This is a genomic window from Duganella hordei, assembly GCF_040369125.1.
GTDB classification, from domain to species: domain Bacteria; phylum Pseudomonadota; class Gammaproteobacteria; order Burkholderiales; family Burkholderiaceae_D; genus Rugamonas; species Rugamonas hordei.
On sequence record NZ_BPWI01000013.1, the window covers coordinates 17,193 to 41,271 of the forward strand.

Annotated in this window: 19 protein-coding genes; 10 read left to right on the forward strand and 9 right to left on the reverse strand. The window is 65.4% G+C overall.

Annotated elements, in window-relative coordinates; genetic code table 11:
• Positions 1–43 precede the first annotated feature (43 nt).
• Both queC and ABWW33_RS24435 read left to right on the forward strand, forming a co-directional pair.
• Positions 44–751: a 7-cyano-7-deazaguanine synthase QueC gene (gene queC / locus ABWW33_RS24430; protein WP_353404102.1), complete on the forward strand. Its 708-nt coding sequence runs from the start codon at positions 44–46 to the stop codon at positions 749–751.
• Positions 752–3,805, forward strand: a complete 3,054-nt coding sequence (locus tag ABWW33_RS24435) for a CHASE domain-containing protein (RefSeq protein ID WP_353404104.1) — start codon at positions 752–754, stop codon at positions 3,803–3,805.
• A 27-nt stretch (positions 3,806–3,832) separates the two neighbouring features.
• On the opposite strand, the gene ABWW33_RS24440 is transcribed toward ABWW33_RS24435, so the two are convergent.
• Both ABWW33_RS24440 and ABWW33_RS24445 read right to left on the reverse strand, forming a co-directional pair.
• Entirely contained in the window at positions 3,833–4,225 is a 393-nt protein-coding gene (locus tag ABWW33_RS24440) for a hypothetical protein (protein ID WP_176655388.1), read from the reverse strand.
• A 524-nt stretch (positions 4,226–4,749) separates the two neighbouring features.
• Positions 4,750–5,856: a porin gene (locus ABWW33_RS24445; protein WP_353404105.1), complete on the reverse strand. Its 1,107-nt coding sequence runs from the start codon at positions 5,854–5,856 to the stop codon at positions 4,750–4,752.
• A gap of 78 nt (positions 5,857–5,934) precedes the next feature.
• On the opposite strand from ABWW33_RS24445, the gene ABWW33_RS24450 reads away from it, so the two are divergent.
• From ABWW33_RS24450 to ABWW33_RS24460, 3 genes are all read left to right on the forward strand, one after another.
• The gene (locus ABWW33_RS24450) at positions 5,935–6,435 is read left to right on the forward strand and encodes a hypothetical protein (protein ID WP_353404106.1); all 501 of its coding nucleotides are present in this window, start codon (positions 5,935–5,937) and stop codon (positions 6,433–6,435) included.
• 169 nt (positions 6,436–6,604) lie between these two features.
• Positions 6,605–7,153 (forward strand): FxDxF family PEP-CTERM protein, encoded by a 549-nt coding sequence (locus tag ABWW33_RS24455; protein ID WP_353404107.1) that lies wholly within the window; start codon positions 6,605–6,607, stop codon positions 7,151–7,153.
• Between the two features lie 118 nt (positions 7,154–7,271).
• On the forward strand, positions 7,272–9,215 hold the full coding sequence (locus tag ABWW33_RS24460) for a GAF domain-containing sensor histidine kinase (RefSeq protein ID WP_353404108.1): 1,944 nt from the start codon (positions 7,272–7,274) through the stop codon (positions 9,213–9,215).
• On the opposite strand, the gene ABWW33_RS24465 is transcribed toward ABWW33_RS24460, so the two are convergent.
• The gene (locus tag ABWW33_RS24465) at positions 9,216–10,721 is read right to left on the reverse strand and encodes a DUF3369 domain-containing protein (protein ID WP_176655393.1); all 1,506 of its coding nucleotides are present in this window, start codon (positions 10,719–10,721) and stop codon (positions 9,216–9,218) included.
• 368 nt (positions 10,722–11,089) lie between these two features.
• Between ABWW33_RS24465 and ABWW33_RS24470 the strand changes: the two genes are divergently transcribed.
• On the forward strand, positions 11,090–12,109 hold the full coding sequence (locus ABWW33_RS24470; protein ID WP_353404109.1) for a PDDEXK nuclease domain-containing protein: 1,020 nt from the start codon (positions 11,090–11,092) through the stop codon (positions 12,107–12,109).
• A 30-nt stretch (positions 12,110–12,139) separates the two neighbouring features.
• Here the strand turns inward: ABWW33_RS24470 and ABWW33_RS24475 are convergent, their stop codons facing one another.
• Complete coding sequence (locus tag ABWW33_RS24475; RefSeq protein ID WP_353404110.1) at positions 12,140–14,062, reverse strand: PhoX family protein; 1,923 nt, start codon at positions 14,060–14,062, stop codon at positions 12,140–12,142.
• Between the two features lie 259 nt (positions 14,063–14,321).
• On the opposite strand from ABWW33_RS24475, the gene ABWW33_RS24480 reads away from it, so the two are divergent.
• Positions 14,322–14,810, forward strand: a complete 489-nt coding sequence (locus ABWW33_RS24480; RefSeq protein ID WP_176655396.1) for a DUF3016 domain-containing protein — start codon at positions 14,322–14,324, stop codon at positions 14,808–14,810.
• Between the two features lie 8 nt (positions 14,811–14,818).
• On the opposite strand, the gene ABWW33_RS24485 is transcribed toward ABWW33_RS24480, so the two are convergent.
• The 4 genes from ABWW33_RS24485 to ABWW33_RS24500 all read right to left on the reverse strand — a co-directional run bounded on the left by ABWW33_RS24485 (position 14,819) and on the right by ABWW33_RS24500 (position 21,262).
• Complete coding sequence (locus ABWW33_RS24485) at positions 14,819–15,268, reverse strand: thioesterase family protein (protein ID WP_176655397.1); 450 nt, start codon at positions 15,266–15,268, stop codon at positions 14,819–14,821.
• 23 nt (positions 15,269–15,291) lie between these two features.
• Complete coding sequence (locus tag ABWW33_RS24490; RefSeq protein ID WP_176655398.1) at positions 15,292–15,990, reverse strand: dienelactone hydrolase family protein; 699 nt, start codon at positions 15,988–15,990, stop codon at positions 15,292–15,294.
• A 90-nt stretch (positions 15,991–16,080) separates the two neighbouring features.
• Complete coding sequence (locus ABWW33_RS24495) at positions 16,081–19,539, reverse strand: DUF6701 domain-containing protein (RefSeq protein WP_353404111.1); 3,459 nt, start codon at positions 19,537–19,539, stop codon at positions 16,081–16,083.
• A gap of 100 nt (positions 19,540–19,639) precedes the next feature.
• The gene (locus ABWW33_RS24500) at positions 19,640–21,262 is read right to left on the reverse strand and encodes a M28 family peptidase (protein WP_353404112.1); all 1,623 of its coding nucleotides are present in this window, start codon (positions 21,260–21,262) and stop codon (positions 19,640–19,642) included.
• A 76-nt stretch (positions 21,263–21,338) separates the two neighbouring features.
• Between ABWW33_RS24500 and ABWW33_RS24505 the strand changes: the two genes are divergently transcribed.
• From ABWW33_RS24505 to ABWW33_RS24515, 3 genes are all read left to right on the forward strand, one after another.
• Positions 21,339–22,145, forward strand: coding sequence for an SDR family oxidoreductase (locus ABWW33_RS24505; RefSeq protein WP_353404113.1), 807 nt, complete (start codon positions 21,339–21,341; stop codon positions 22,143–22,145).
• A gap of 144 nt (positions 22,146–22,289) precedes the next feature.
• Positions 22,290–22,565: a hypothetical protein gene (locus tag ABWW33_RS24510; protein ID WP_353404114.1), complete on the forward strand. Its 276-nt coding sequence runs from the start codon at positions 22,290–22,292 to the stop codon at positions 22,563–22,565.
• 49 nt (positions 22,566–22,614) lie between these two features.
• Positions 22,615–22,863 (forward strand): hypothetical protein, encoded by a 249-nt coding sequence (locus ABWW33_RS24515; protein ID WP_353404115.1) that lies wholly within the window; start codon positions 22,615–22,617, stop codon positions 22,861–22,863.
• Positions 22,864–22,967: 104 nt separating this feature from the next.
• Here the strand turns inward: ABWW33_RS24515 and ABWW33_RS24520 are convergent, their stop codons facing one another.
• Positions 22,968–23,951, reverse strand: coding sequence for an alpha/beta fold hydrolase (locus tag ABWW33_RS24520; protein WP_353404116.1), 984 nt, complete (start codon positions 23,949–23,951; stop codon positions 22,968–22,970).
• Between the last annotated feature and the right edge of the window lie 128 nt (positions 23,952–24,079).

Consider the following 24,079-nt stretch of genomic DNA (forward strand, 5'->3'; position numbering starts at 1 on the left):
TTCAAAAGATGGCGTACTTATAACGTTGCAAGAAAGAAGAGTAATGCTGCCTACCGATTCCGCTCTGGTCCTGTTTAGCGGTGGACAAGATTCCACCACCTGCCTGGCCTGGGCACTGAAGCACTACGCCCGTGTCGAAACCATCGGCTTCGACTACGGCCAGCGCCATGCCGTCGAGCTCACCGTGCGTCCGACCGTCATCGAGCGCCTGCGCGCGCACTCGCCCGAGTGGAACGCCAGGCTGGGCGATGACCACATGATCGACCTGTCCCTGATCTCGGAAATCTCGCAGACGGCGATGACCCACGACATCGCCATCGAAACCCAGGCCAACGGCCTGCCGAACACCTTCGTCCCCGGCCGCAACCTGCTGTTCATGACGGTGGCCGCCACCGTGGCCTACCGGCGCGGCCTGACGGTGCTGGTCGGCGGCATGTGCGAGACCGATTTCTCCGGCTATCCGGACTGCCGCGACGACACCATGAAGGCGCTGCAGGTGGCGCTCAACCTGGGCATGGACACGCGCATGAAGCTGGAAACGCCGCTGATGTGGCGCGACAAAAAACAGACCTGGGAACTGGCGCGGGAACTGGGCGGCCAGGCGCTGGTCGACCTGATCCGCGACGGCACCCACACCTGCTACCTGGGCGAGCGCGGCGCGCTGCACGACTGGGGCTACGGCTGCGGTACCTGCCCGGCCTGCGCCCTGCGCGCGCGCGGCTACCGCCAGTTCGCGGGCACCGAGGTGTAGATGGCGCCCGCCGCCCAGGCACGGCTGCGCCGGCTGCTGCAGGAAATGCTCACGCCGGGCGTCCTGCCGGTGCTGGTGCTGGCCGGCTGCCTGAGCGCGACCGGCATGCTGTGGCAGGGCGCGCAGCAGGACGCCGAGCAGGATGCGCAGGCGGACTTCGACGGCCGCACGCGCGAACTGGTCAACAACCTCGACCAGCGCCTGCAAACCTATCTGCAGGTGCTGTACGGCGTGCAGGGGCTGTTCGCCAGCTCCAGCGAGGTCGAGCGCGAGGAGTTCCGCACCTACCTGGCCGGGCAGGAGCTGAACCAGCATTTCCCCGGCATCCACGGCATCGGCTACATGGCGCTGGTGCCGCAGGCGCGCCGCGCCGCGCACGAGCAGAAAATCCGGCTCGGCGGCCATCCCGATTACCGCGTGCAACCCGAGGGCATCCGCGAGTGGTACGCGCCCATCGTCTACCTCGAACCGTTCGACGAGAACAACCGGCGCGCCTTCGGTTTCGATGCAGCCTCGGAGCCGGTGCGCCGCGCCGCGCTGGAGCAGGCGCGCGATTCCGGCCGGCCCGCCGTCAGCGGCAGGATACGGCTGGTGCAGGAGACGGCCGAGCCGGCGCAGGCGGGCTTCCTGATGGTGCTGCCGCTGTACCGCCACGGGCAGCAAACCGGCACGCTGGCCGAGCGCCGCGCCGCCATCGACGGCTGGGTTTATGCGCCGTTCCGCGTCGGCGACCTGATGGCCGGACTGGGCGGACCGCGCGCCGCCGCGCTGCACGTGGAAATCTTCGACGGGGCCGGCATCGCGCCGCAGGCGCTGATGTACGACAGTCATCCGGGCGGCGCTGCCGGCCGGCGCAGCAGCCGGCAGCAGTTCAGCATTGCCGGCCACCGCTGGACGCTGCGGGCGACGGCCGTGCCGGGCGCGGTGGCGGTGCACGACAAGGCGCTGCAGATCACCGCGGCCGGTGTGTCGCTCAGCCTGCTGCTGGCCGGCCTGACCTGGCTGCTGGCACGCGGCCGCGTGCGGGCCCGCAGCGCGCTGGCCCGCGCCGAAGTGCTGGCCGGCGAACTGCGGGAGGGGCAGGCCACCTTGCTGGTACTGGCCGACGGCGCCCAGCGCAGCCAGGCGATGCTGCGCAGCATACTGGACTCGACCATCGACGGCATCCTGGTGGACAACCTGAAGGGCTCGGTGCTGAACGCCAACCGGCGCTTTCGCGAATTGTGGAACCTGCCCGAGCACCTGGACTGGCAAAGCGACGGCGCCGTGCTGATGGAGCACATGGCGCGGCAGATGCTGCACCCGGGCCAGGGCCTGCCGCTGGACACGCCGCAGCACACCTTGCCGGGGCTGCAGCGCGGCACGCCGCTGGAGTCCCGGCACGAGTTGCTGCAGCTGAGGGACGGCCGCGTGATCGAGCAGCACACGCGCGGCCTGCAGCTGGGCAGCGAGCCGGCGCGCATCTGGTCGTTCCGCGACATCACCGAGCGCACCCAGGCCGAGCAGCGCGAGCAGACCCGGCGCCACGTGCTCGAGCTGCTGGCCACCGGCGCGCCGCTGCAAACCATCCTCGAGAGCGTGGTGCTGGGCGTCGAGGCGGACAACGAGGAAATGTTGTGCAGCATCCTGCTGCTCGACGAGACCGGCGAGCGGCTGCTGGTCGGCGCGGCGCCCAGCCTGCCGGCCTTCTTCAACGCCGCCGTGCACGGGCGTTCCATCCGCGACGGCAAGGGCGCCTGCGGCGAGGCGGTGCTGACCCGCAGCCGCGTGGTCATCGAAGACATCCGCGCCGCGCCCAGCTGGATCGAGTACCGCGACCTGGCGCTGCAGGCGCGGCTGGGGTCGTGCTGGTCCGATCCCATCTTCAGCGCCAACGGCAGCGTGCTGGGCACGTTCGCCATCTACCACCGCGACGCCCGCGTGCCCAGCCTGGCCAATATCGCGCTGATCGAGCAGGCGGCGCGGCTGGCCGGCATCGCCATCGAGCAGGCCCAGGCGGCCGTCGCGCTGCGCGCCGGCGAGGCCCGCTTCCGCAGCCTGTACGACCACGCGCCGGTGGCGCTGTGGGAGCAGGACTGGTCGGCCGTGCGGGCGGCGCTGGCGGAGCTGACCTTGTCCGGCGTGGACGACATCGGCCGCTACCTGCAGGCCAACGTCAGCCAGCTGCGGCAGCTGGCCGCGCTGGTGCGCATCCTCGACGTCAACGCCGCCGCGCTGCAGCAGGTCGGCGCGGCGCCGGGGCGCAAGGATATCTCGCAGCTGAGCCTGGCACAGAATTTCGACGCCGCCGCCATGCCCAGCTTTGCCATGGCGCTGGCCGCGCTGGCCCAGGGCCAGCACTTCTTCGCCTGCGAGGGCAGCTTCGAGCGGCTCGACGGCGTGGCCCGCCTCAACCAGCTGACCCTGCTGGTGATGCCGGGCCATACGCACAGCCTGGATTTCGTCATCGTCTCGACCCTGGACATCACCGAGCGTCGGCGCATGGACGACGAGCTGCGGGTGCTGGCCACCACCGACTTCCTCACCGGCCTGCCGAACCGGCGCGAGTTCATGCGGCGGCTGGCCGACGAGCAGGACCGGCTGCGGCGCGACATCGGCGGCTGCGCGGCGGTGCTGCTGCTCGACGTCGACCATTTCAAGCGCATCAACGACGAGCACGGCCATGCGGCCGGCGACGCCGTGCTGCGCCAGCTGGCCGAACTGATGCGCGAAGGCCAGCGCAAGATCGACATGCCGGGCCGCATCGGCGGCGAGGAATTCGCGATTTTATTGCCGGGCACGGGATTGGACGATGCGGCGGTGTATGCCGAGCGGCTGCGCCAGCGCGTGGCCGCGACGCCGATGCGGCTCGACGGCGACGCCGGGGGGACGGTGACTGTCACTGTCAGCATCGGCATCGCGGTGGTGGCGGGGAAGGATGCGAGCGGCGACGCGGCGCTGGTGCGGGCCGACCAGGCCCTGTACTGCGCCAAGCATGGCGGCCGCAACCGGGTGGAACTGATGGAGCAAGAGGCGGATCGGCCGGGAGTTCAGGTCCCGGCCGCTTCCGATTGAAACGGTGGTGCTATGCGTGATGCCGGTTCAGACGGCGTGTTCCATCATGGCGCGCTGGCGTTGTTTGCGGGAGCGGCCGGCGAAGATCCAGTAGATGCCGACCGGGATCAGCAGCGGCAGCATCAGTGGCGACATCGCCGCCAGCAGCACCACGGCGCCCAGCACCAGGGCGCTGACCATCAGGATGCCGAGGCCGGCAAACAGCACGCCGACAAACACCGCCGCGCAGGTGACGGCCACCGCCGCGATCAGCACGCCGCCGCCGGCGAACACGATGCCGAGCAGGGCGCCCAGCGGGCCGTCGATCTCGTCGCCGTCGATGTTGACGTGCATGCCGTCACCCAGGATGGACTGCCAGGCGGCCACGGCCAGCAGGAGGATAAAGGCTGCGAAAACCAGTTTTTTTGCTTTGCTGTTCATGGCTGACCTCGTCGGTGGTTTATTCGTTTTTTGTTCGTTTGCCGTTTGGCATGGTTGAACTGTACCGGGGCGCCCCGGCGCCAGCCAGCGGATTGCGACAGACCGGCAAATTTGCGGGATGGAACGACATCCAGCGGCGACGAGCGGGATGAGGGACGAATGTTCCTTGATTTAAAGTTATCCCTGCCTATACTGATAACCTGACTTGCGCAGGGAGGGCTTTAACATGGCTTGGCTAGAATTGAGCGAGGGTCAATCGATATCCTCGGTTTGCAACCGTACGAGGCGCCAGCGTAGCGTCCAGCACCTTTCCGGCGGGGGACCCAAGGGCCCGCCATCGGCACCGCCGACGATTCCGCCTATCATCATTACGCCATTCAGTTATCAGATGCCGGAACCGGCCATCGATCCGCGCATCACGCCGCTGCGGCCGCCGATCGCCGAACGGCCGCCTTGCATGACCTGTTAAGACCACGGTCCTGGTTGCACAAAAAACCGCGCCCGCGGGTTTTTGTGCTGGCCGCTCAGAAGGCGTGGCGCATGCCCAGCGCCAGTCCGCGGACGGTGGCGCCCGGGCTGACCGTCAGTCCGTTGATGGCGAAGTCATAGCTGCCGTTGCGCTGGTTCGCCAGCCGGGTGTAGAACAGGAACAGGCTGCTGCGCCGGGACAGGGCGTAGTCGTAGCCGGCCGTGTAGTGGGTGGCGCCGGTGTCCTCGCCCTTGCGGATGAAGCCGACCTTTTGCCCGTCCGGCGCGCTGCCGGTGCCGTCGCCTGCGCGCGCCAGGCCGAGGCGCAGGCCGTGCGGGCCGATCTGGTGGGTGACGGCAATATACGCCGCGTTGCGCTCCAGCGTGCCGGCCGCGGTTTCATACTTGAGCCGTTCGCCGATCAGCGCCACCCGGGTGTCGCCGAAGCGGTAGGCCGCCGCGATCTTGGCGCCGCTGTCGTTGCCATCCTTGCCCTGGTATTCGTAGTGGCGCTCGTATGCCGCGGCGGCATACCACGGGCCCCGCTCCCAGACCGCCGCCGCCGACGTCAGCGCAGGCCTGGCGCCGCCGGCGGGGTGTTCCTCGTTCAAGCCGTGGGCGAGGCGCAACTGCAGGCCATGCCACTGCGGCGACCAATAATGCACGCTGTTCTGCTGGCGGCGGTCGAAGGACGAGGTGTCGCTGACGTTGTCGCTGGTGGAGGCCGAGCCGTTGCCCATGATGCTCATGTAGCCGGCCGTGGTCGGGTAATACGGGTCGAGGCCGGCGGTGGCGCCGTTGTACGGCGTGACCCAGTTGCCGGCGAACAGCGTGCCGGCCGCGCCTTCGAGGCCGACGCGGGTGTCGCGCGCGGCCGGGCTGCCGGCGCCGGTGTCCGGCGACAGCGTGCCTTCGATCTGGAAGATGGCCTTCAGGCCGCCGCCCAGGTCCTCGCTGCCGCGAAAGCCCAGCACCGAGCGGTAGTTGCTTTCGCGCACCATGCTGACGGCCTGGCCCCTGGCGTCGGCCGTGCTGCGCATGCTCTCGAGGCCGAGGTTGAGGCGGCCATATACCTGCACGTCGCCGCCTTGCGCATGGGCAGGGCCGGCCGTCGCCAGCACGGAGGGGACCAGGACCAGGATCGGGACGAGATTGCGCTTCATTGACGACTTTCTATTGTTGTTAACCAGCGTGGCGCTTATTATTTCACCCCCACCCATATTTCGACACGAGCCATAAGCATGAGTAATCACTACCCCGATCCGGATCAGCAGCAGGACGACGACGCACCGATCCAGCAAGACCGCGTCTGGCAGGGCAATGGCTGGACCGCGCGCGTGATCAAGAACGAGGACGACGAGGGCTGGGCGGTGGCGATGATCAAGGATGGCGAGCCGGAGCCGGCGCTGGTCGGTCCGTGGACCATGGGCCGCGACAAGAAAAATCCCAAGCCGCTGGACGTCAACGCCTTCAACACGCTGGTCAAGACCGCCAATGAAGTGTTGCGCCGCCACGAACAGCAGCTGCATGCCCAACTGCACAAGAACCTGTTCATCAGCACCGACGACGGCCAGGTCAAGGTCACGCTGGACATCGTGCCGGATGAGGACGATCCCTACGCCAAACTGAGCGCGTTCGACCAGTACGGCGAGCAACTGGCGCAGGTGCGGGTGGCGCCTACGTTCAAGCTGAGCCCGTCCAGCGCGTCGGCCTGGGTCGAAAATAGTTACAAAAAACCATAGTTTTCTACATCATTTTTTATTTACTAAAGTTAATATTTCGTTAAATAAACGTGTAAGTAAATGTAAGATCCAATCGTGCGCCCCCGATTAAAAGTGACGTGCCTGCTACATTTTGATCTCCTGTGCGGTGACTTTCATGCCGCACTTCTTGTTATTAAGGAGAATCTCTATGCGACAAATAAAAACCTTGGCTGGCGCAGTTGTCATGGCCGGTGCCGTCTTGCTGTCCCAGTCCGCGATGGCGGCGGACATCAGCAAACCGGACACGGCGTTGGACCTGAGCGGCGGCTCGGCTTTCTTCGGTCATAACATCAACATCAGCAACGCCGGTAACACTTTTGCCGACCGTTTCACCTTTAACTTGTCCGGCGCCAGCTTGCTGACCACCGACACCTCGTCCTTCTCCAGCAGCGCCATGAACGGCCTGGATATCCTGAGCCTGGCCCTGTTCGATTCGAACGGCCTGGTGCAAAAAGGTACGCAGGTACTGACTGGCTCCACCGACTATTGGACCCTGGCCACTGCCCCCCTGGCTGCAGGTAGCTACTACCTGCAGATCAGCGGCACCGTGCTGTCGAAAGGCGCCGGCGTCTACTCGGGCGGCACCACCGTGACGGCCGTGCCGGAACCTGAAACCTACGGCATGCTGCTGGGCGGCCTGGGGCTGCTGGGCGTGGTGGCGGCCCGTCGTCAGCGCAAGTCAGGCGACACCGCTTAAGCGTCCGCGCTCAAGAAAACAGCCAGGCCGTCCGGACGGCCTGGCTGTTTTTTTTTGTGCAGACCGGGCCCGACCTGATAGTATTTCCCATGTGCATGAACCCTACATAGGAAACCCGATGGAAAGTCGCCTCACCCGCCTGGAAGCCGTCCAAACGATGCTGCTTGAAATCGGGCGGAAGTCCAGCAGCTGCACCGATATCAGCGAATTCCTGCAGGCCGTGCATGCGGCGCTGGGCCGCATCATGTATGCGGCCAATTTCTTTGTGGCGCTGAGCGACCGCGACGGCGCCGTCAACATGGTGCGCTTCGTGTATTTCGTCGACGAGGTCGACGAGCCGCCCAGCCGCGACGAGCTGTTCGAGCTGGTGCCGGGCGAGTCGCCGACGGCGGCGGTGATCCTGAGCCGCGAGAACATGGTGATGACGGCGGCCGAGCACGTCTCCAGGCGGGAACACAACGCCGCCTTCGGCATCGGCACCATCGCCGAGCACTGGATGGGCTGCCCGCTGCTGGACCAGAACCACCAGGCGCTGGGCGCCATCGTGATCCAGAGCTACGACAAGCAGCACACCTTCAGCGAGGAAGACCAGGCGCTGTTCGCGCTGATCGCCACCCAGGTCTCGAGCGCGCTGCAGGGCCTGCAGAGCATGGACCGGCTGGAGCGCGCGGTGGCCGAACGCACCAGCCAGCTGCAGCACGAGGTGGCCGAGCGGCGCCGCGCCGAGAATATCCAGCGCGCGCTGTACGAGCTGGCCAACCTGTCGGCCACCGCCACCGGCGGCAGCCGCCTGAACATGCGGCTGCACCAGATCATCAGCGAGCTGGTGCCGGCGCAGAACTTCCTGATGGCGCTGTACCACCCGGATACCCGGGAAATCAGCGTGCCGTATTTTGTCGATGAAAAGGATGCCCAGGCGCCGGTCAAGCGTTTCGATTTCGGCATCGGCATGTCCTCCTACATCCTGCAGCGCAAGCAGGCCATGCTGCTGGATCGCGGCGCGCTGAACGCGCTGATCGCCAGCGGCGAGCTGGAGCACCCGCTGGGCAGCGTCGACATCGCCAGCTGGATGGGCGCGCCGATGCTGCTGGGCGACACGGCCTACGGCGTGATCATCGTGCAGAGCTATGACGACTCGGTGATCTACACCCAGGCCGACCTCGACATCCTGGCCTTCATGGCCAGCCACGTGGCGGTGGCGATCGCGCGCATGCGCGCCGAGAGCGAGATCCGCCGCGCCAAGGACGCGCTGGAAGAACAGAACGCGGCGCTGGAGAATGCGCTGACGTCGCTGAAGGACGCCCAGGGCGAGCTGGTGCGCCAGGAAAAGCTGGCCTCGCTGGGCCGGCTGGTGGCCGGCGTGGCGCACGAGATCAACACGCCGCTGGGCATCTGCGTGACGGCCACCAGCCACCTGGTGGAAGAGCTGAAGCTGACGCGCGAGGACATGGCCGCCGGCACGCTGGACGAGGACGGCCTGAACCAGTTCTTCGACATCATCGACCAGTCGCTGCGCATCATGACCACCAACACGCAGCGGGCGGCGGCGCTGGTGCGCAGCTTCAAGCAGGTGGCGGTGGACCAGTCGTCCGACGACATCCGCAGCTTCAACCTGCGCAAGTACCTGGACGAGGTGCTGCTGTCGCTGCAGCCCAAGCTGAAGGGCAAGCCGGTGGTGGTGGAGATCGACTGCCCGGCCAATATCGAGATGGCCAGCTTCCCCGGCGCGGTGTCGCAGATCGTCACCAACATGGTGGTCAACTCGCTGGTGCACGGCTTCGAGGAGGGGCAGTCGGGCAAGATCAGGATCACCGGCAAGGTCGACGGCGACTTCGTCGACTTCGACTACAGCGACGACGGCGCCGGCATGGACAACAGCACGCTGGCGCAGCTGTTCGATCCCTTCTTCACCACCAAGCGCGGCACGGGCGGCAGCGGGCTGGGCGCGCACATCCTGTACAACCTGGTGACGGGCGCGCTGGGCGGCACCGTCAAGGTGGTCAGCGCGCCGGGCATGGGGCTGCACTACAAGCTGCGCTTCCCCAAGATCAAGCGCAAATAATCAGTCGGGGAAGCGCTCGTTGATGGCGACGGCGCGGTCGATGTTCTGCACCAGCAGGTCGACATAGACCGGGTCGAGGTGATGGCCGGCCACTTCCTGCAGGTGCTCGACCACCTTGTCGATCGGCCAGGCTTCCTTGTAGCAACGCTTGTGCATCAGCGCGTCGAACACGTCGGCCACGGCGACGATGCGCGCGTACAGGTGGATGTCGTGGCCCTTGAGCCCTTGCGGGTAGCCGCTGCCGTCGAATTTCTCGTGGTGCTGGTGGGCGATCACGGCGGCCGCCTTCAGGATGGGGCGCTGCGAGCCGTCGAGGATGGACAGGCCCACCGCAGGGTGCTGCTTCATGATTTCCCATTCGGCCGCGTCGAGCTTGCCCGGCTTGAGCAGCACCGCGTCCGGCGTGGCGATCTTGCCGATGTCGTGCATCGGCGCGGCGTGGCGCAGCACGGCCGTTTCGTCGTCCGGCATGCCGGACGCCTGGGCCAGCAGGTAACACACCTCGGACATGCGGCGCACGTGGTTGCCCGCCTCGTTCGAGCGCGACTCGACCACGTCGCCGAGGCGCAGGATCAGCTCGGCCTGGGTGTCGGTGATCTCCTGGGTCAGCAGGATGTTGTCGAAGGCGATGGCGACGCCGGAGCAGAACACTTCCAAGAGCTTGGTGTCGATCTCGGAGATTTCCTCCACGCCCTTGAGCACCAGCAGCGACGCCTTGCCGCTGTTGTTGGGGAAGTAGCCGATGTAGGTGTCGCCTTCGACGCGCGAGATCTTGTTGCTCTTGGCGACGTCGAGCTGGGCCAGCACGTCGGGGCTTAGCAGCGAGCCGTCCTCGTCGCCGATCTGGGCCAGGATTTCGTACTCGTTTTCGCCGCTGATGGCGGTGGCGCCGCGCAGGCGCAGCAGCATGCTGTGCTCGAGGCGCAGCAGCGCGACCACCTGCTGCAGCAGGCCGTTGGCGAAGTCCTTCAGGTTGCGCTGCTGGAAAATATGGGCCGAGGCGGCGATCACGCGCTCCAGGCCTTCGCGGTAGTTCAGCTGCTGGCGGCGGGCTTCCTCGACTTTCATGATGTCGCGGTAGGCGCGCAGCGCGGCGAAGGTGGTGGTGAACAGCTTGGTGCGGTCGAGCTCGGTCTTTTCCTTGTAGTCGTTGATGTCGTAGTTGACGATCACGCGTTCTTCCGGCGCCTGGCCGGGCTGGCCGGTGCGCAGCACGATGCGGGTGAACTGGTTGTCGAGGTCTTCGCGCATCCAGCGCGCCACTTCGAGGCCGCTGTCTTCCTTTTCCATCACCACGTCGAGGAACACCAGCGCGACATCGGCCTCGCGCGCCAGCACTTCCTTGGCCTCGGCGCCGCTGTAGGCGTGCACGAAGCTCAGCGCGCGGCCATCGAGGCGGAAGCGGCTCAGCGTCAGCTTGGTGATGTCATGAATGTCCGGTTCGTCATCGACCAACAGGACTTTCCAAGGGGCTAGCTTGGGTGTAGCAGAAGACAAGAAAGACATAAGGGCGAGTTCCGCAAAATGGCACTACTGTATGATTTTTTTTTCGATTGTAGTCCGACCCACAGTTATTAACAACAGGCAATAAAAATACCTGTTGCTCTGCACAACACTTCCCACGCCAACCGGGCTGAACCTATTGTACGTCGCACCATTTCGCGACGGCGCAGCGTTAGTCTTCTGTAACGCCATGTGCAACCGAAACAATACTTCGTTTTTGGCAATATTGCTATCTCTTGGCAAAATATTTTGTCCCGGCGGACAACAGCTTGTTTTTGTCGTAGACATAGGGTTCGTTTGAGCTTGCTCTATAAGTCTGCAGTTAGCCGGCGCTAGGATTTGGTTATTCTCATGCTGCGAGAGGCTCCAAAATGCTGAGCGCCAACTATGCCGACATACACGCACAAATTGTCGAGCTGCTGGAATCCTCGCGCCGGGCCGCCGCGCGTAGCGTCAATTCCGTCATGACTGCGGCCTATTGGGAAATAGGCCGGCGCATCGTGGAGTTCGAGCAGGGCGGAGCTGAACGCGCCGCATATGGCGAGGAGCTGATTGAACGCCTCGGCGTAGACTTGAGCAAGCGCTTTGGACGTGGCTTCAGCATGCAGAATTTACTGCAGATGCGTAAGTTTTATTTGTACTGGCCGGAAATTCACCAGACAGTGTCTGGAGAATTGCGGTTGCCATGGTCTGCTTACGTACGGCTGTTGTCTGTCAAAAATCCGAATGCCCGCCTATTTTATGAAACCGAGGCGCTGCGCGGCGGTTGGTCCGTTCGTCAGTTAGACCGTCAGGTCAACAGCCAGTTCTATGAACGGACCGCACTTTCCCGGGATAAAACCAAGATGCTGGCGCAAGGCAAGCAAGCACGCGCCGCCGATGCCATGACACCGGAAGAGGCGGTCAAAGACCCTTTTGTACTGGAATTCCTGGATTTGAAAGATGAGTACTCCGAGTCCGATCTGGAGGCGGCGCTGATCCAGCACATGGCTGATTTTCTACTGGATCTGGGCGATGACTTTGCCTTTGTCGGCCGCCAGCGCCGTCTTCGGCTCGACGATACCTGGTTCCGTATAGACCTGCTGTTTTTTCACCGCCGTCTGCGATGTCTCGTTGTCATCGAACTGAAGACCGGCAAGTTCGAGGCCGCCGATGCCGGCCAGATGCATCTGTATCTGAACTATGCCCATGAGCATTGGACCAAACCCGGCGAAAATCCACCCGTCGGCCTGATCCTGTGCGCGGCCAAGGGCGCGGCCGAGGCGCGCTATGCGCTGGACGGCCTGCCTAACAGGATTATCGCCGCCGAATACCAGATGCTGCTGCCGGACGAACAGCTGCTTGCGGCCAAGCTGGAACACTGGACGCAAAAAAGCCCGCCGGGCGCGTGAGCGCGCGGCGGGCCGGTGCGGACGGGGCGCTTAGCTCAGCGTCGGGAACCCGGTCAGGTAGCCGACGGCGGCGCCGAAGCGGTCGCGGTAGTTGGCCTTGATCAGCGGATCCAGCGTCGCCTGCACCTTGGCGTGCAGCGCCGCGTCCCAGTCGCCCGGGTGCTGGAAGTTGCTCATGATGTAGGCGAAGCCGTTAATGTCGTCCACCGCGTGCAGGCCGGTCGATTCGGCGCCCGACGGCGTCGACAGCAAACGGGTCAGCGTCTTGGTGTCGACGTTGTAGGCCCACAGGAAGTTGTTGACGTGCAGGCCGCTGTCTTCGCCGATGAACAGCGTGCGCAGCTTTTCCGAGAACTTGATGTTGTCCGGATTGGCGATCTTGTCCGGATTGGCCAGGTTGCCCAGCGCGTCGGCCTTGGCCAGGTCCTCGCCCACCAGCGCCGGCACGGCGGCCATGTCGACCGGCACCCATTCGCTGTTGATGGCGGCGCCGCTGTCGTCCACCTGGCCGGCCTTCAGGTTCAGCGCGTAGACCACGCCGGCGTTCGGGCCCTTGACCGAGATGCCGCCGGAACCGTTGGTCATCGCGGCCTGGATGTAGCTCATCGCCGAGTAGGCGATCTTGTCCTTGGCGTTGACCGTCGTGCCTTCCATCTTGGTGAAGCCCATGCTGCCGCCCTTGAGCGCGGCGTAGCGGTGGGTCTCGAGGAAGGCGGCCGCCTTTTCCTTGCCCGGCACGATCTTGACCCAGTTGGTCTTGCCGCTGAACGGGATCTTGGTGTAGGTGGCGTCGGCCGGGTCGGCGGTCTTGACGCTGAGGATGTCGGCCGCCTTCAGCGTGTCGGCCAGGGCCTTGATCTCGGCGCTGGTGGCGCTGCCCAGCTTGATCCACGACAGCGTGGCCGAGCCGCCGTTGTCGGCGCTCTTCTGGTTCCATTTGGCGACGTACAGGGCGCCGCTGGACAGGTCCTGCGCCTTGTCGGCGACGAACATGAACAGGCCGCCGTTGGTGGCGTCGTCGCCCATCAGCGCGGTGCGCTCGTCCGGCATCACCTGCACCAGCTCGTGCGAGATGCGGCCCATGCAGTAGTGCTTCTTGATGCTGCCGGTGCCGTCCGGGTTGACGGTGATCTCCGGCATGTGGCCGTAGTGGTAGGGGTTGGCCCTGGCGGCATCGCCGTACAGGTTGGTGCTGAAGTTGGCGAACTGGGTGTTGCTGGCGATGGCGGTCGCGTCCGGCTCGTATTCCTCGCTCGACAGGTGGGTGTTCCATGGCGAGCGGCTGGCGCCGCAGGTGATCCACAGGCCGTTGACGCCGCTGGTGTTGACGTTGTGGTACTTGACCAGCGACAGCGCGCCGGTGGTCTTGTCCTGGTCCAGCGTCAGCACCGCGATCGGCGACGGCAGCATGCCGTACATCGAGTCGCCCTTGACGTTGCGGGTGGTGTATTCGAACTGCACCACGGCGAACACGGTGTTGCCCTTGACGCCGGCGACGGTGGGCGCGGCCAGCTTCAGCAGCGAGGTGCCGTCCGGGCAGTCGGAGAAGAACTGGCGCTGGCCGGCGTCGGTCTTGTCGACGATGGGCTTGTTGTTGATGTCGTAGTAGCCGCCGGCCAGGATGGTGCCGCCGCTGCCGTTGGCGACCAGGGCGCCGGTGATGAAGAAGGTCTGGTAGGCCAGCTGGTAGGGCTGGGTCTTGCCGTCCGAATAGGTGGCGTTCAGGGTCGAGCCGACCGTGGTGGTGGCCATCTTGGCGGCGTCGGCCAGGGTCGGCGCGGCCATGCCGGAGAAGGTCACGGACATCAGCTGCGGCGCGGCGGCGGCGGTGTCGCCGCCACCGCAGGCGGCCAGCAGGGCGGCGGTGGCGCTGCCGCCGGCCAGCGGCAGCAAGGGACCGGCGGACAAGAATTTGAGGATGCTGCGGCGGGACAGATCGAGAGACTCGGTCATGATAAATCCTGTTGTAGTTGTGGCCGTTCCATGTGCCGCGCGGCCGCGGCATCATGCGAGGCGGTGGCTGCACCTCGACGGCCGCAAGCTTAACTATTTGGTATGACAGGGGCGTGACAAAGCGATACTTGGCGATACAAAAGGATACAAAGCGGCGGCGTGAGCATGGCGGGGTAACTTTGGTAACAAACCTATTCCACCCGGGCCAGTGGCGGCGAAAAGGTCTATATTGTCAGCATCAACTGTGAAGGAGCAGCAAATGCGATCCATGACCAAATCCGTGCTGGCGGCCGCCGTGCTGCTGGCCAGCGCCGCCGCCTGGGCCGACGTGAGCGTCACCTTTGTCAAGCCGGAGGAGTTTGCCGACGTGCCGCGCAACAGCATCGACCGCGACCGCACGCTGAAGGATTTCAGCGACTATTTCGCGACGCTCAACAAGAAGCTGCCCGCCGGGCAGAACCTGAAAGTCGAGATCCTCGATATCGACCTGGCCGGACGGCTGTGGCCGCGCCGCACGGGCGACGATATCCGCGTGATGAACGGCGGCGCCGACTGGCCGCACATCCACCTGCGCTATACGCTGGAGCAGAACGGCCAGGTGCTGCGCAGCGGCGACGAACACATCTCCAACATGATGTACCAGCAGCGCATCAACCGCTATTCGGACGGCGACCCGCTGCGCTACGAGAAGCAGATGCTGGACGAATGGTTCGACAAGAACATCGTGCCGAAGGTGGCCGCCCGCTGATCAGCTGATCAGTCGAGGCGGTTCACCTTGGGGAACTTGGCCAGGAACTCGGGCGCCATCGGCGTGACCTGGCTGGTCTTGTAGTTGAAGAAGACAAAGCCGGACTTGGCCATCGCCACCAGCTTGCCGTCGCGCGGACGGGTGATGCGGAAGGTGATGTCGCCGCCGTACTGGTTGAAGTCCATCACGCCGACCTCGAACAGCAGCTGGTCGCGCGCATGCGCCTCGGTCTTGTAGGTGGTGGCCAGGTCGGTGACGATGATGCCGACGCCGCCCGTGTCGGCGCCGCTGTCCTGCACGCCGAACTCGAACAGGAAGCGGGCGCGCGCCTCGGAGATCATCGAGATCATCGAATCGTTGCCCAGGTGGTTGGCGCCGTTGATGTCGGTGACGCGCACGGTCAGCTGGGTGGAAAAGTAGTATTGGTCTTCGGGGAAGTCCAGCTTTAAGCGTGCCATGGCGCCTGCCTTTGTGTCGGTTGTCAGAGTTGTTCGCCGAGGAACAGCAGCGTGTTGCCGTGCGCCTGGGCGGCGGCGCGCTGGTTGTAGGACGAACGGTGGTTGCAGTTGAAGCCGTGCTCGGCGTCGGCGTAGACGTGGATCTCGACCTGGTCGTTGTCGTCGAAGCGTTCGGCGATGCTGGTCACGGCCGTCAGCGGGATGTGGCTGTCGGCGCTGCCGAAATGCATCAGCATCGGCACCTTGATCTGGCCGGCGCGTTCCAGCGCGTTCTGGATGCCGCCGCCGTAGTAGCACACGGCCGCGTCGACCAGGCCGTTGGCGGCCGTGTGGTAGGACAGGCGGCCGCCGAAGCAGTAGCCGATCGAGGCGATCTTGCCTTCCACGCCGTCGAGCGCGCGCAGCGTCTTGACGGTGGCGGCGATGTCGGTTTGCGCCAGCGCGAAGTCGGTGGCGTTCATCAGTTCGACGGCGCGCTTCCAGCCCGCGTCGTCATAGCCCAGTTCGATGCGCGCGCCGTTGCGCCAGAACAGGTCGGGAGCGATCACCACATAGCCGTCGGCCGCGTACTGGTCGGCCACGTTGCGGATATGCTGGTTGACGCCGAAAATCTCCTGCAACAGCACGATGCCGGGGCCCTTGCCGCCGCGCGGCAGCGACACGTAGGCGCCGAAGCTGCCGTCGGCGACGGCGATATCGATCCACTGGGTGTTGGTTTCCATGGTGTTCCCTTTAATGCGGGGTCAGTGTGAGGAACCCCGGGTTTAGAAAGCGGCCATCGTACTCCGTTTTGCGTGGCGCTGCAGCGGTACTCAGTTATGCACTTCGCGGATGTAGATCACCGGGCCGGAACGGTAGACGCCGAAGGTCGCGCGGCCGGGGACGGCGGGCAGATACAGGTTGGACCAGCTGGCGGGATTCAGCGTCACGTCGGTCGAGACGGCCGTGTTGGGGGCGGCCATCAGGAAGCTGGCCTTGCCATTGTTGAAAGTCAGGCTGCCTGGGCTTTTGACCGTAAACGCCGGGCAGGCGATCGCCACGCCTTGGCCGTTCTTGCAATTGGTGAAGGTGATGCCGGGACTGGCGCCGATGCCCTGCGCGTCGGCCGTATAGGCGGCGTTGAACACGTAGGCGCCGGCTGCGGCCAAATAGTACTGCGACTGCACAGCCATCGGCATGCTGGACGTTTCGGAACCGTAGTTGTTGCCAAGCTGCATGCGGCCGCTGACCACCGTCAGCGGGATTTCCGTCGACGTGGCCGGACTGCTGCGTGCCGACGTGACCAGGTCGGCGTCGATCGCGCGCACGTAGACCAGGCTGGGCGCTGTCGGCGTGCTGGTGAAGGCGAGGTTGGGCAGGCTGGCGGCAAGCGCCATGCCGACGCCCTTGTCGAAGGTGACAGGAGTGGTCGGGGGAGTGGTATTGGCATTGACCAGGGTGCCGGCCGGCCATGCGGTGCTGCCGCCGGCCGCAGTCCAGGCGGACAGCGTGATGGCTTTCGCAAACGCGGTGGCCGGCGACGGCGGAGCGCTGCTGTAGTTCTGCGTCAGCGCCGGCGTGGCCGCGCCGTTGTAGGCCTTGATCAGCACGTAGAACGGCTGCTTCGAGTAGATGAAGCTGCCGCTGACGTCGTACGGCGCCGGGCAGGGGTTGTTCATACCGCCTGCCTGCGAGCATTTCATGGTCACGCCGGTATTCTGGCTGGATGGCAATTCGCCCCACACCGGCGCGGCCGGCGCAACCGCCTTGGGCGGCAGCAGTACGTCGAAGTGATCGGGGATGAAGCGGCCCACCTGCAGCGTCCCCTGGGTGTTGAAGCCGGCAGCCGGGTTGCCCATGTAGTTGGCGGTGTTGTTGGCAAGCGTGGACAAGATCGTGATGTAGCCGACGTCGCTGTAGCTCCACGGGCCGGTGGTGTTGCCGCCGAGGCCAGTGGACGCCGTGGTGGACACGCCATTGGTGATCGGGCCGAACTGTCCGGTGGTGACAACACCGTACGGATTCGTGCTGGCAATCGCATAGGTAGGCTTAAAGCTCTCGCGCGTGCTTTCCTTGCCGAAATTGGTGGTGACGTTGCCTGACGTGTTAATCGCCGACAGCGTGACATTGAACGGCGCGCTGGCGTTGGCAAACACGCCCGGCCCCATTACCGGCATATTATTTACCCGCTGCACGCTGATCTTGATCTTGGCCGGCGCCACCGTGACGCTGGTGTTGCCATAGGCGTTGAAGCCGCTGGCGGCGGTGTAGCTGGCCTTCAGGTTGAGCTTGCCCACCTCCGGATACTGAAAGAGGGGGGGCGGGCTGGTGGTAGTCATGCCGTTGGGGTCGAAGCTCAGCGTCACGTTGGTCAAGGCGCCGCCGCAGGCCACATCCTTGACGCTACCGCTCTGGTCCGTGATCTTCACCGGCACCGTGGCGGCGGTGCCGGGATCAGGATCGATGTAGGTGCAGCTGAAGCCGACTGGCACGGTGACGCTTTTCAGCAGCGGCACGCAGCCCAGGTTGTTGCCCTGCGCCTGCAGCGCCTGCACGACGACGTTGACGCTGCTCGCCATCGACAGATGGTCGGGCACCGTCACCATCAATCCCTTGTCGTCGAAGGTCATCACGCACGGCGCGTTGCTGGACGGGTCGGCGGAATTGACGCAGGTGGTGGCGGTGACGCCGGGGGCGCTGGCCGACAGCGTGGCGGGGCCGGCGGTGAACTGCTGGACGAAGGCGCTGCCGCTGCCGCTGATGGTCACCACCTGATTCCCCGGCGACAAGGTGACCTGGGTGCTGGCGCTGTAGTGCGGCGCCGTGCAGGCGCTGTTGGCGCAGGCGGTGACGGTGACCGTCTGCGGCTGGCAGGTCATCGCGGAGCCGCTGTGGTTGATCAGGAAGTGGTCGATGCCGCTGGGCGTGGCGGCGCCGCAGGTGGGGTTGTAGTTGTACGAGCTGGGCTTGGTCACGCAGCTGCAGTTGCTGGCGCCGGCGCCGGTGCAGGTGATGGTCTTGCCGACGGTGGCGCCGTGGTCCAGGTAAATCGAATTGACCGCGGCGTTGCCGCTGATATAGTCGCCCGAGGCGTGGGTGGTGACGTTGCGGGCCGACAGGTCGCCGTTGATGGTGCCTTGGGAGCCGATGTCGACGTCGCCGGTGAAGGTGGCGTTGCCGTTGACGGTCACGTTGGCCGAGCGCAGGGTCAGCGAGCCGCCCGAGATGTTGCCGGTGATGGTGCTGCCGCTGCCGACTTCGAGCGAACTGGAGGCGACGATATCGCCCTTGACGGTGGAGCCTGCCGGATTCAGCGTCACCGTCGGCGCGGTGATGTTGCCGGTCACGCTGCTGCCGGACGGCAGCGTGAAGGAGTTGCTGGCGTTGACGTTGCCGGTGACGGCGAGCGACGAGTTGCTGGTGATGGTGGTGCCGCTGATGCTGCCGACCACGGTCGCGCCGGAGCCGAGGTCGATGGTGCCGGCCGAGGTGATGCCGGCGCCGACGCGCGTGCCTGAATTGGTTTGCACCGAGCCGGCGCTCAGGCTGCCGCCGATCTGGTTGCCCGAACCGAGGTTGGCCAGGCCGTTGACGCTGACCGAACCGGTGATGACCACGTTGGCGTTGGTGCTGATGCTGCTGCCGGCGACCGGGCCGTTGATGGTGTTGCCCGATCCCAGGTTGACGGTGCCGCCGACCGCCAGCGCTCCGATGTTGACGTTGGAGTTGGTGCTGATCGAGGCGCCGCTGACGGCGCCCGTTATCGTGGTGCTGGAACCGAGGTCGATGGTGCCGCTGACGCCCACCGTGCCGCCGATGTTGACCGAGGAGCCGGTCTGCAGCGAGGCCGCGGTCACGCTGCCGGTGATGGCGCCGCCGGTGGCCACGCTGGCCTGGCCGTTGGCGCTGACGGCGCCGCCGAAGGTGCCGGAGCCCAGCAGGAAGTTGCCGCCCGCCGCCAGGCTGCCGGTGGCGTTGAGCAGGCTGGGGTTGATCTGCGACAGGTCCAGGTTGTTGCTGCCGGAAGTTTGCAGCCTGGCGCTGCCGCTCATCTGCAGGCTTTGGTTGTAGGCCAGGCTCACCCCCGAGTTGACCACCACGGTATACCCGCTGGCGATGGCCACGCTGTCGTTATAGACGGGCAGCAGCAGCGCGCTGCAGGTATAGGTGCTGGTCGGGCTGTTGTACGTGCAGCCAGCCACGGCGCCGCCATTGAAGTCGAGCGTGGCGGCCTGCGCCAGGCCTCCCAGCAACATGGTCGAAAGAACAAGCCACGCGAATTTGAGTTTCATATCCCACACCGCTCACACCGGAAAATTCCTGCCTGAATTATAGGCGTTTCCCGGGCGTTGCCGTGTGGCATATATCCGACGACGATGCGCCTGCTCAGGGTTAGCGCTTGACCTTGCCGAAGGCGTCGCCCGCCTTCCAGGTCTGCATCGCCGGCGCGTTGGCCACCGCGTAGCCCAGGTTGAGCGTGAACTGCGCCTGCTGCACCATGCCCGACAGGTCCCAGTCGGCGTGGTATTCGTCGGTGACCTGGTGGTAGTCCTGCTTGAAGGCGACCAGCCGCGCGGCCGATTTGACCGGATCCTTGACAAAGCTGAAGTGGCCGTCGCCGGAGAACACCGCCGAGCCGACGTTGAACGCCGGCACGCCGGCGCGGGCGAAGTTGAAGTGGTCGGCGCGGAAGTAGGCGCCGGACAGGTCGGGAATGGCTGGCGCCAGCTTCAGGCCCATCTGCCTGGCCACCGTGCCGGCCGCCTCATACAGGCTGCTGCGCTCGGCGCCGGCGACGCCGATGTCGCTGGTCAGGCCGACGAAGTTCATGCTGTCGAGGTTGAGGTCGGCCGAGGTCCGGGCCAGCGGCCAGGCCGGGTTCTGCACGTAGGCGGCGCTGCCCAGCAGGCCCTGTTCCTCGGCGGCCGGCCACAGGAAGACCTGGGTGCGTTTGGCCGGATGCTTGACCGCTTCGGCCGCCATGGCCAGCAGCGCGGCGGCGCCGGAGGCGTTGTCGATGGCGCCGTTCCAGGTGTGGTCGGTCTTGTCGTCGCGGCGCGTGCCTTCGTCGATGCCCAGGTGGTCCCAGTGGGCCGAGTAGACCACGGCCTGCTCCTTCAGCTTGGCGTCGCTGCCGGGCACGATGCCGGCCACGTTGAACTGCTCGATCTGGCGGATCGCGCTGTGCACTTCGGCGTGCACGCGGGTCTTCAGGTCGACCGGCGTGAAGTCGCGGCGCTCGGCCTTGGCGCGCAGCGCGTCCAGGTCGTAGCCGCCGGCGGCGAACAGCGCGCGGGCGGTGTCTTCCTGCAGCCAGCCTTCGACCGGATTGCCGCCGCCGGCCAGGTGGAAGCGCTCGTGGCTGAAGCCATTGGCCGGCACGCTCCACGGATAGGAGGCGGACGGCGTGGTGTGGATCAGCAGCACGCCGGCGGCGCCCTGGCGCACCGCCTCCTCATATTTGTACAGCCAGCGGCCGTAGTAGGTGTAGGCCTTGCCGGCGAAGCGGTTCGGTTCCTCGGCGGTGGGCTGCGGGTCGTTGACCATCATGACCAGGATCTTGCCCTTCATGTCGAGGCCCTTGTAGTCGTCCCATTTTTCCTCGGGCGCGATGACGCCGTAGCCGACGAACACCAGCGGCGCGTCGATGGCGACGTCGGACTTGCCGCCGGCGGTGCCGAAGACGATCTCGCTGCCGTTCTTCGGCGTCGTGCTCTTGCCGCCGGCGGCGTCGAAGCGCACGAAGCTGCGTTCCAACAGCTTCGTGCCCTCGATCTTCACCGGCAGGCGGTAGCCGCCGCCGGCCAGCGGCTTGAGGCCGATGATGGCGGCCTGGGTCTCCAGATAGCGCACCGCGAGGTCGCCGCCGCGCTGTCCGGTGCCGCGGCCTTCGAACAGGTCGTCCGCCAGGAAGGATAAGTGGGCGCGCAGCGGCGCTTCCGTCACTTTGGGGGCTTGCTGGGCGCTCGCTTGCAGGGCGAGGGTGGCGGCGATGGCGAACAGGGGAAGACGCATGTTGACTCCGAAAAGATGTGATTCGATGCTGAAGCCGGTTATCTTACACGGTAGTTCAACACAATCAGGGAGACATATGAAGGTCATCATCATCACCGGAGGTTCGGACGGCATCGGCGCGGAGATGGCGCGGCAGCTGGCGCGGCGCCACGGCGCGGGCGTGGCGCTGGTGCTGGCGGCGCGCAATCGATCCACGCTGGAGCAGGTTTCTGCGGAATGCATGGCGGCCGGCGCCCAGACCCTGGTGGTGCCGACCGATGTCGCGGTGCAGGCGCAGTGCGCGGCGCTGGTGGAGGCCTGCGTGGCGCGCTACGGCCGCATCGACGCGCTGGTCAACAACGCCGGCCGCTCGGCGCATGCGCTGTTCGAGGAGGTCGCGGACCTGGCGTGGTACCAGGAACTGATGACGATCAACCTGTGGGGCAGCGTGTGGTGCACGCACGCGGCGCTGCCTTATCTGAAGCAGTCGCGCGGCGCCATCGTCGCGGTGTCGTCGCTGGCGGGGCTGGTCGGGGTGCCGGGGCGCACCGCCTACAGCGCCACCAAGTTCGCCATGGGTGGCTTTTTCGAGGCGCTGCGGGCGGAACTCAAATCGGCGGGCGTGAGCGTGACGCTGGCGTATCCGGGCGTGGTGGCGACGCAGATCCGCCATCGCGGCTTCAACGCCGCCGGCGGGGCGCTGGGCAGCAGCAGCCTGAAAGAGGACAAGGCGATGCCGGTGGAGCAGTGCGCGGCGCTGATCTTGGCCGGCATGGAGGGGCGCAAGCGCGAAGTGGTGATGTCGGCCAAGGGCAAGCTGGGACGCTGGATGAAGCTGATCGCTCCGGGCCTGGTGGAGAGGATGGCGCTGGCGGCGCTCAAGGACGACGTCAAGCCGTGCTGAGGTCCGCATTGAGGTCAGTTGTAAGCGAGTGTAAGAGTCGGTAAGAGGTTGTAATGCCGGTCAACTCAGCGCAGGCGGACCGCGTTTTTTGCTCATGCGACACGGGATTGTCCCGATGCCGAAACTAGAAAAAGGAAATACATCATGACCAAAATTATCGCTTCCCTGATCGCCGGCCTGTTCGCTACCGCAGCATTCGCACAAGCGCCAGTCGCCGCCACCGCCGCCGCTCCTGAAGTCAAGCCAGCCGTGGCCAAAGTCGAAGCGAAAACCGAAGTCAAGCCTGAAGTGAAGGCCGAGGCCAAAGCGGAAGTCAAGACTGAAAAAACCAAAGTCCATCACAAGGCAAAAGAACACAAAGCCGCGGTGCCAGCACCGGTCGCCAAGGCGGACAGCAAAGTCACCGTCGCAGCAAAGTAAGTCGAAGCATTAATTAGCTAAACCATATAAACCACTAAGGAACTGAATCATGAAAAAAGTCATCGCCACCCTGATCGCCACCCTGTTCGCAGGTGCCGCATTCGCTCAAGCTCCAGCCGCTTCGGCTTCCGCCTCCGCCGCCGCATCGACCCCGGCTCCAGCCGCATCGGCACCGGCAGCGAGCGCACCAGCCAAGAAAGTGCATCACAAGAAGGCCAAGGCTGCAAAAGCCGCCAGCGCACCGGCAGCTTCGGCACCGGCAGCACCAGCAGCTTCGGAGCCGGCAGCCAGCAAGTAATTTGGACGTTAGTTCTGGCCCCCGCCAGTGCATGACGTGCCGCCCCGGACCCTCAGGGCCTGGGCGGCGCAAGAAAAGAGACAGGGTCCAACCTGTCTCTTTTTTTATTTGGCCAGCTCTTCGAGCAGGGCGCGGTGGAAGGCGGCCGGGTCTTCCATCTGCGGGGCGTGACCCAGGCCGTGGAATTCCACCAGCGTGGCTTGCGGGATCTGCTTGACGACCTGCTTGCCCAGCACGTCGTAACGGCCGATCCGCGCCTTGACCGCCGGCGGTGCGATGTCGCTGCCGATGGCGGTGGTGTCGGCATCGCCTATCATCAACGTGGTCGGCACCTTGAGCAGCGGGAATTCGTAGACCACCGGCTGGGTGAAGATCATGTCGTAGATCAGCGCCGAGTTCCACGCCACCTGCTTGTGGCCCGGTCCCGCGTTCAGGCCGGCCAGCATGTCGACCCAGCGTTCGTACTCCGGCTTCCAGCGGTTGACGTAGTAGGTCGACTTCTCATAGGCGCGCACGCTGTCGGCCGACAGCTTCAACTCCCGCTCATACCACTGATCGACGCCGCGCGACGGCACGCCGAGCGCCTTCCAGTCTTCCAGCCCGATGGGATTGACCAGCACCAGCCGCGACACGCTGTCCGGGTACATCAGCGCATAGCGGGTGGCGATCATGCCGCCGGTGGAGTGGGCCACCAGCGCCGCGCGTGACACGCCGAGGTGACGCAGCAGCGCCTCGGTATTGGCGGCCAGCTGCTGGAAGCTGTATTGATAGCGTTCCGGCTTGGTGGACGCGCAAAAGCCGATCTGGTCGGGCGCCACCACGCGGTAGCCGGCCGCGCTCAGGGCGGCGATGCTTTGCTCCCAGGTGGCGCCGCAAAAATTCTTGCCGTGCAGGAGAACGGCGGTCTTGCCGTTGGCCGCGCCGGACGGCGCCACGTCCATGTAGGCCATCTGCAGCTGCTGCCCCTGCGAGCTGAAGCTGTAGTGCCGCAGCGGATAGGGGTAGTCGAAGCCCTGCAGTTCGGGACCGTAGGTTGCGGCCGACGCCGGGCCGGCGAGGGCGGCGGCGAGGATGAACAGATTGCGCATGGTGGAATCGCTCCGGAACAGGGGATGCCGCCAATATAGGCCATTTGCGAACGTCGCGCTTTGGCGTCTAAACAGGCGGTTTTAAGCAAAAAAGGTCCCGAACCGGCCAGAGAGAGTAAACTACGCAC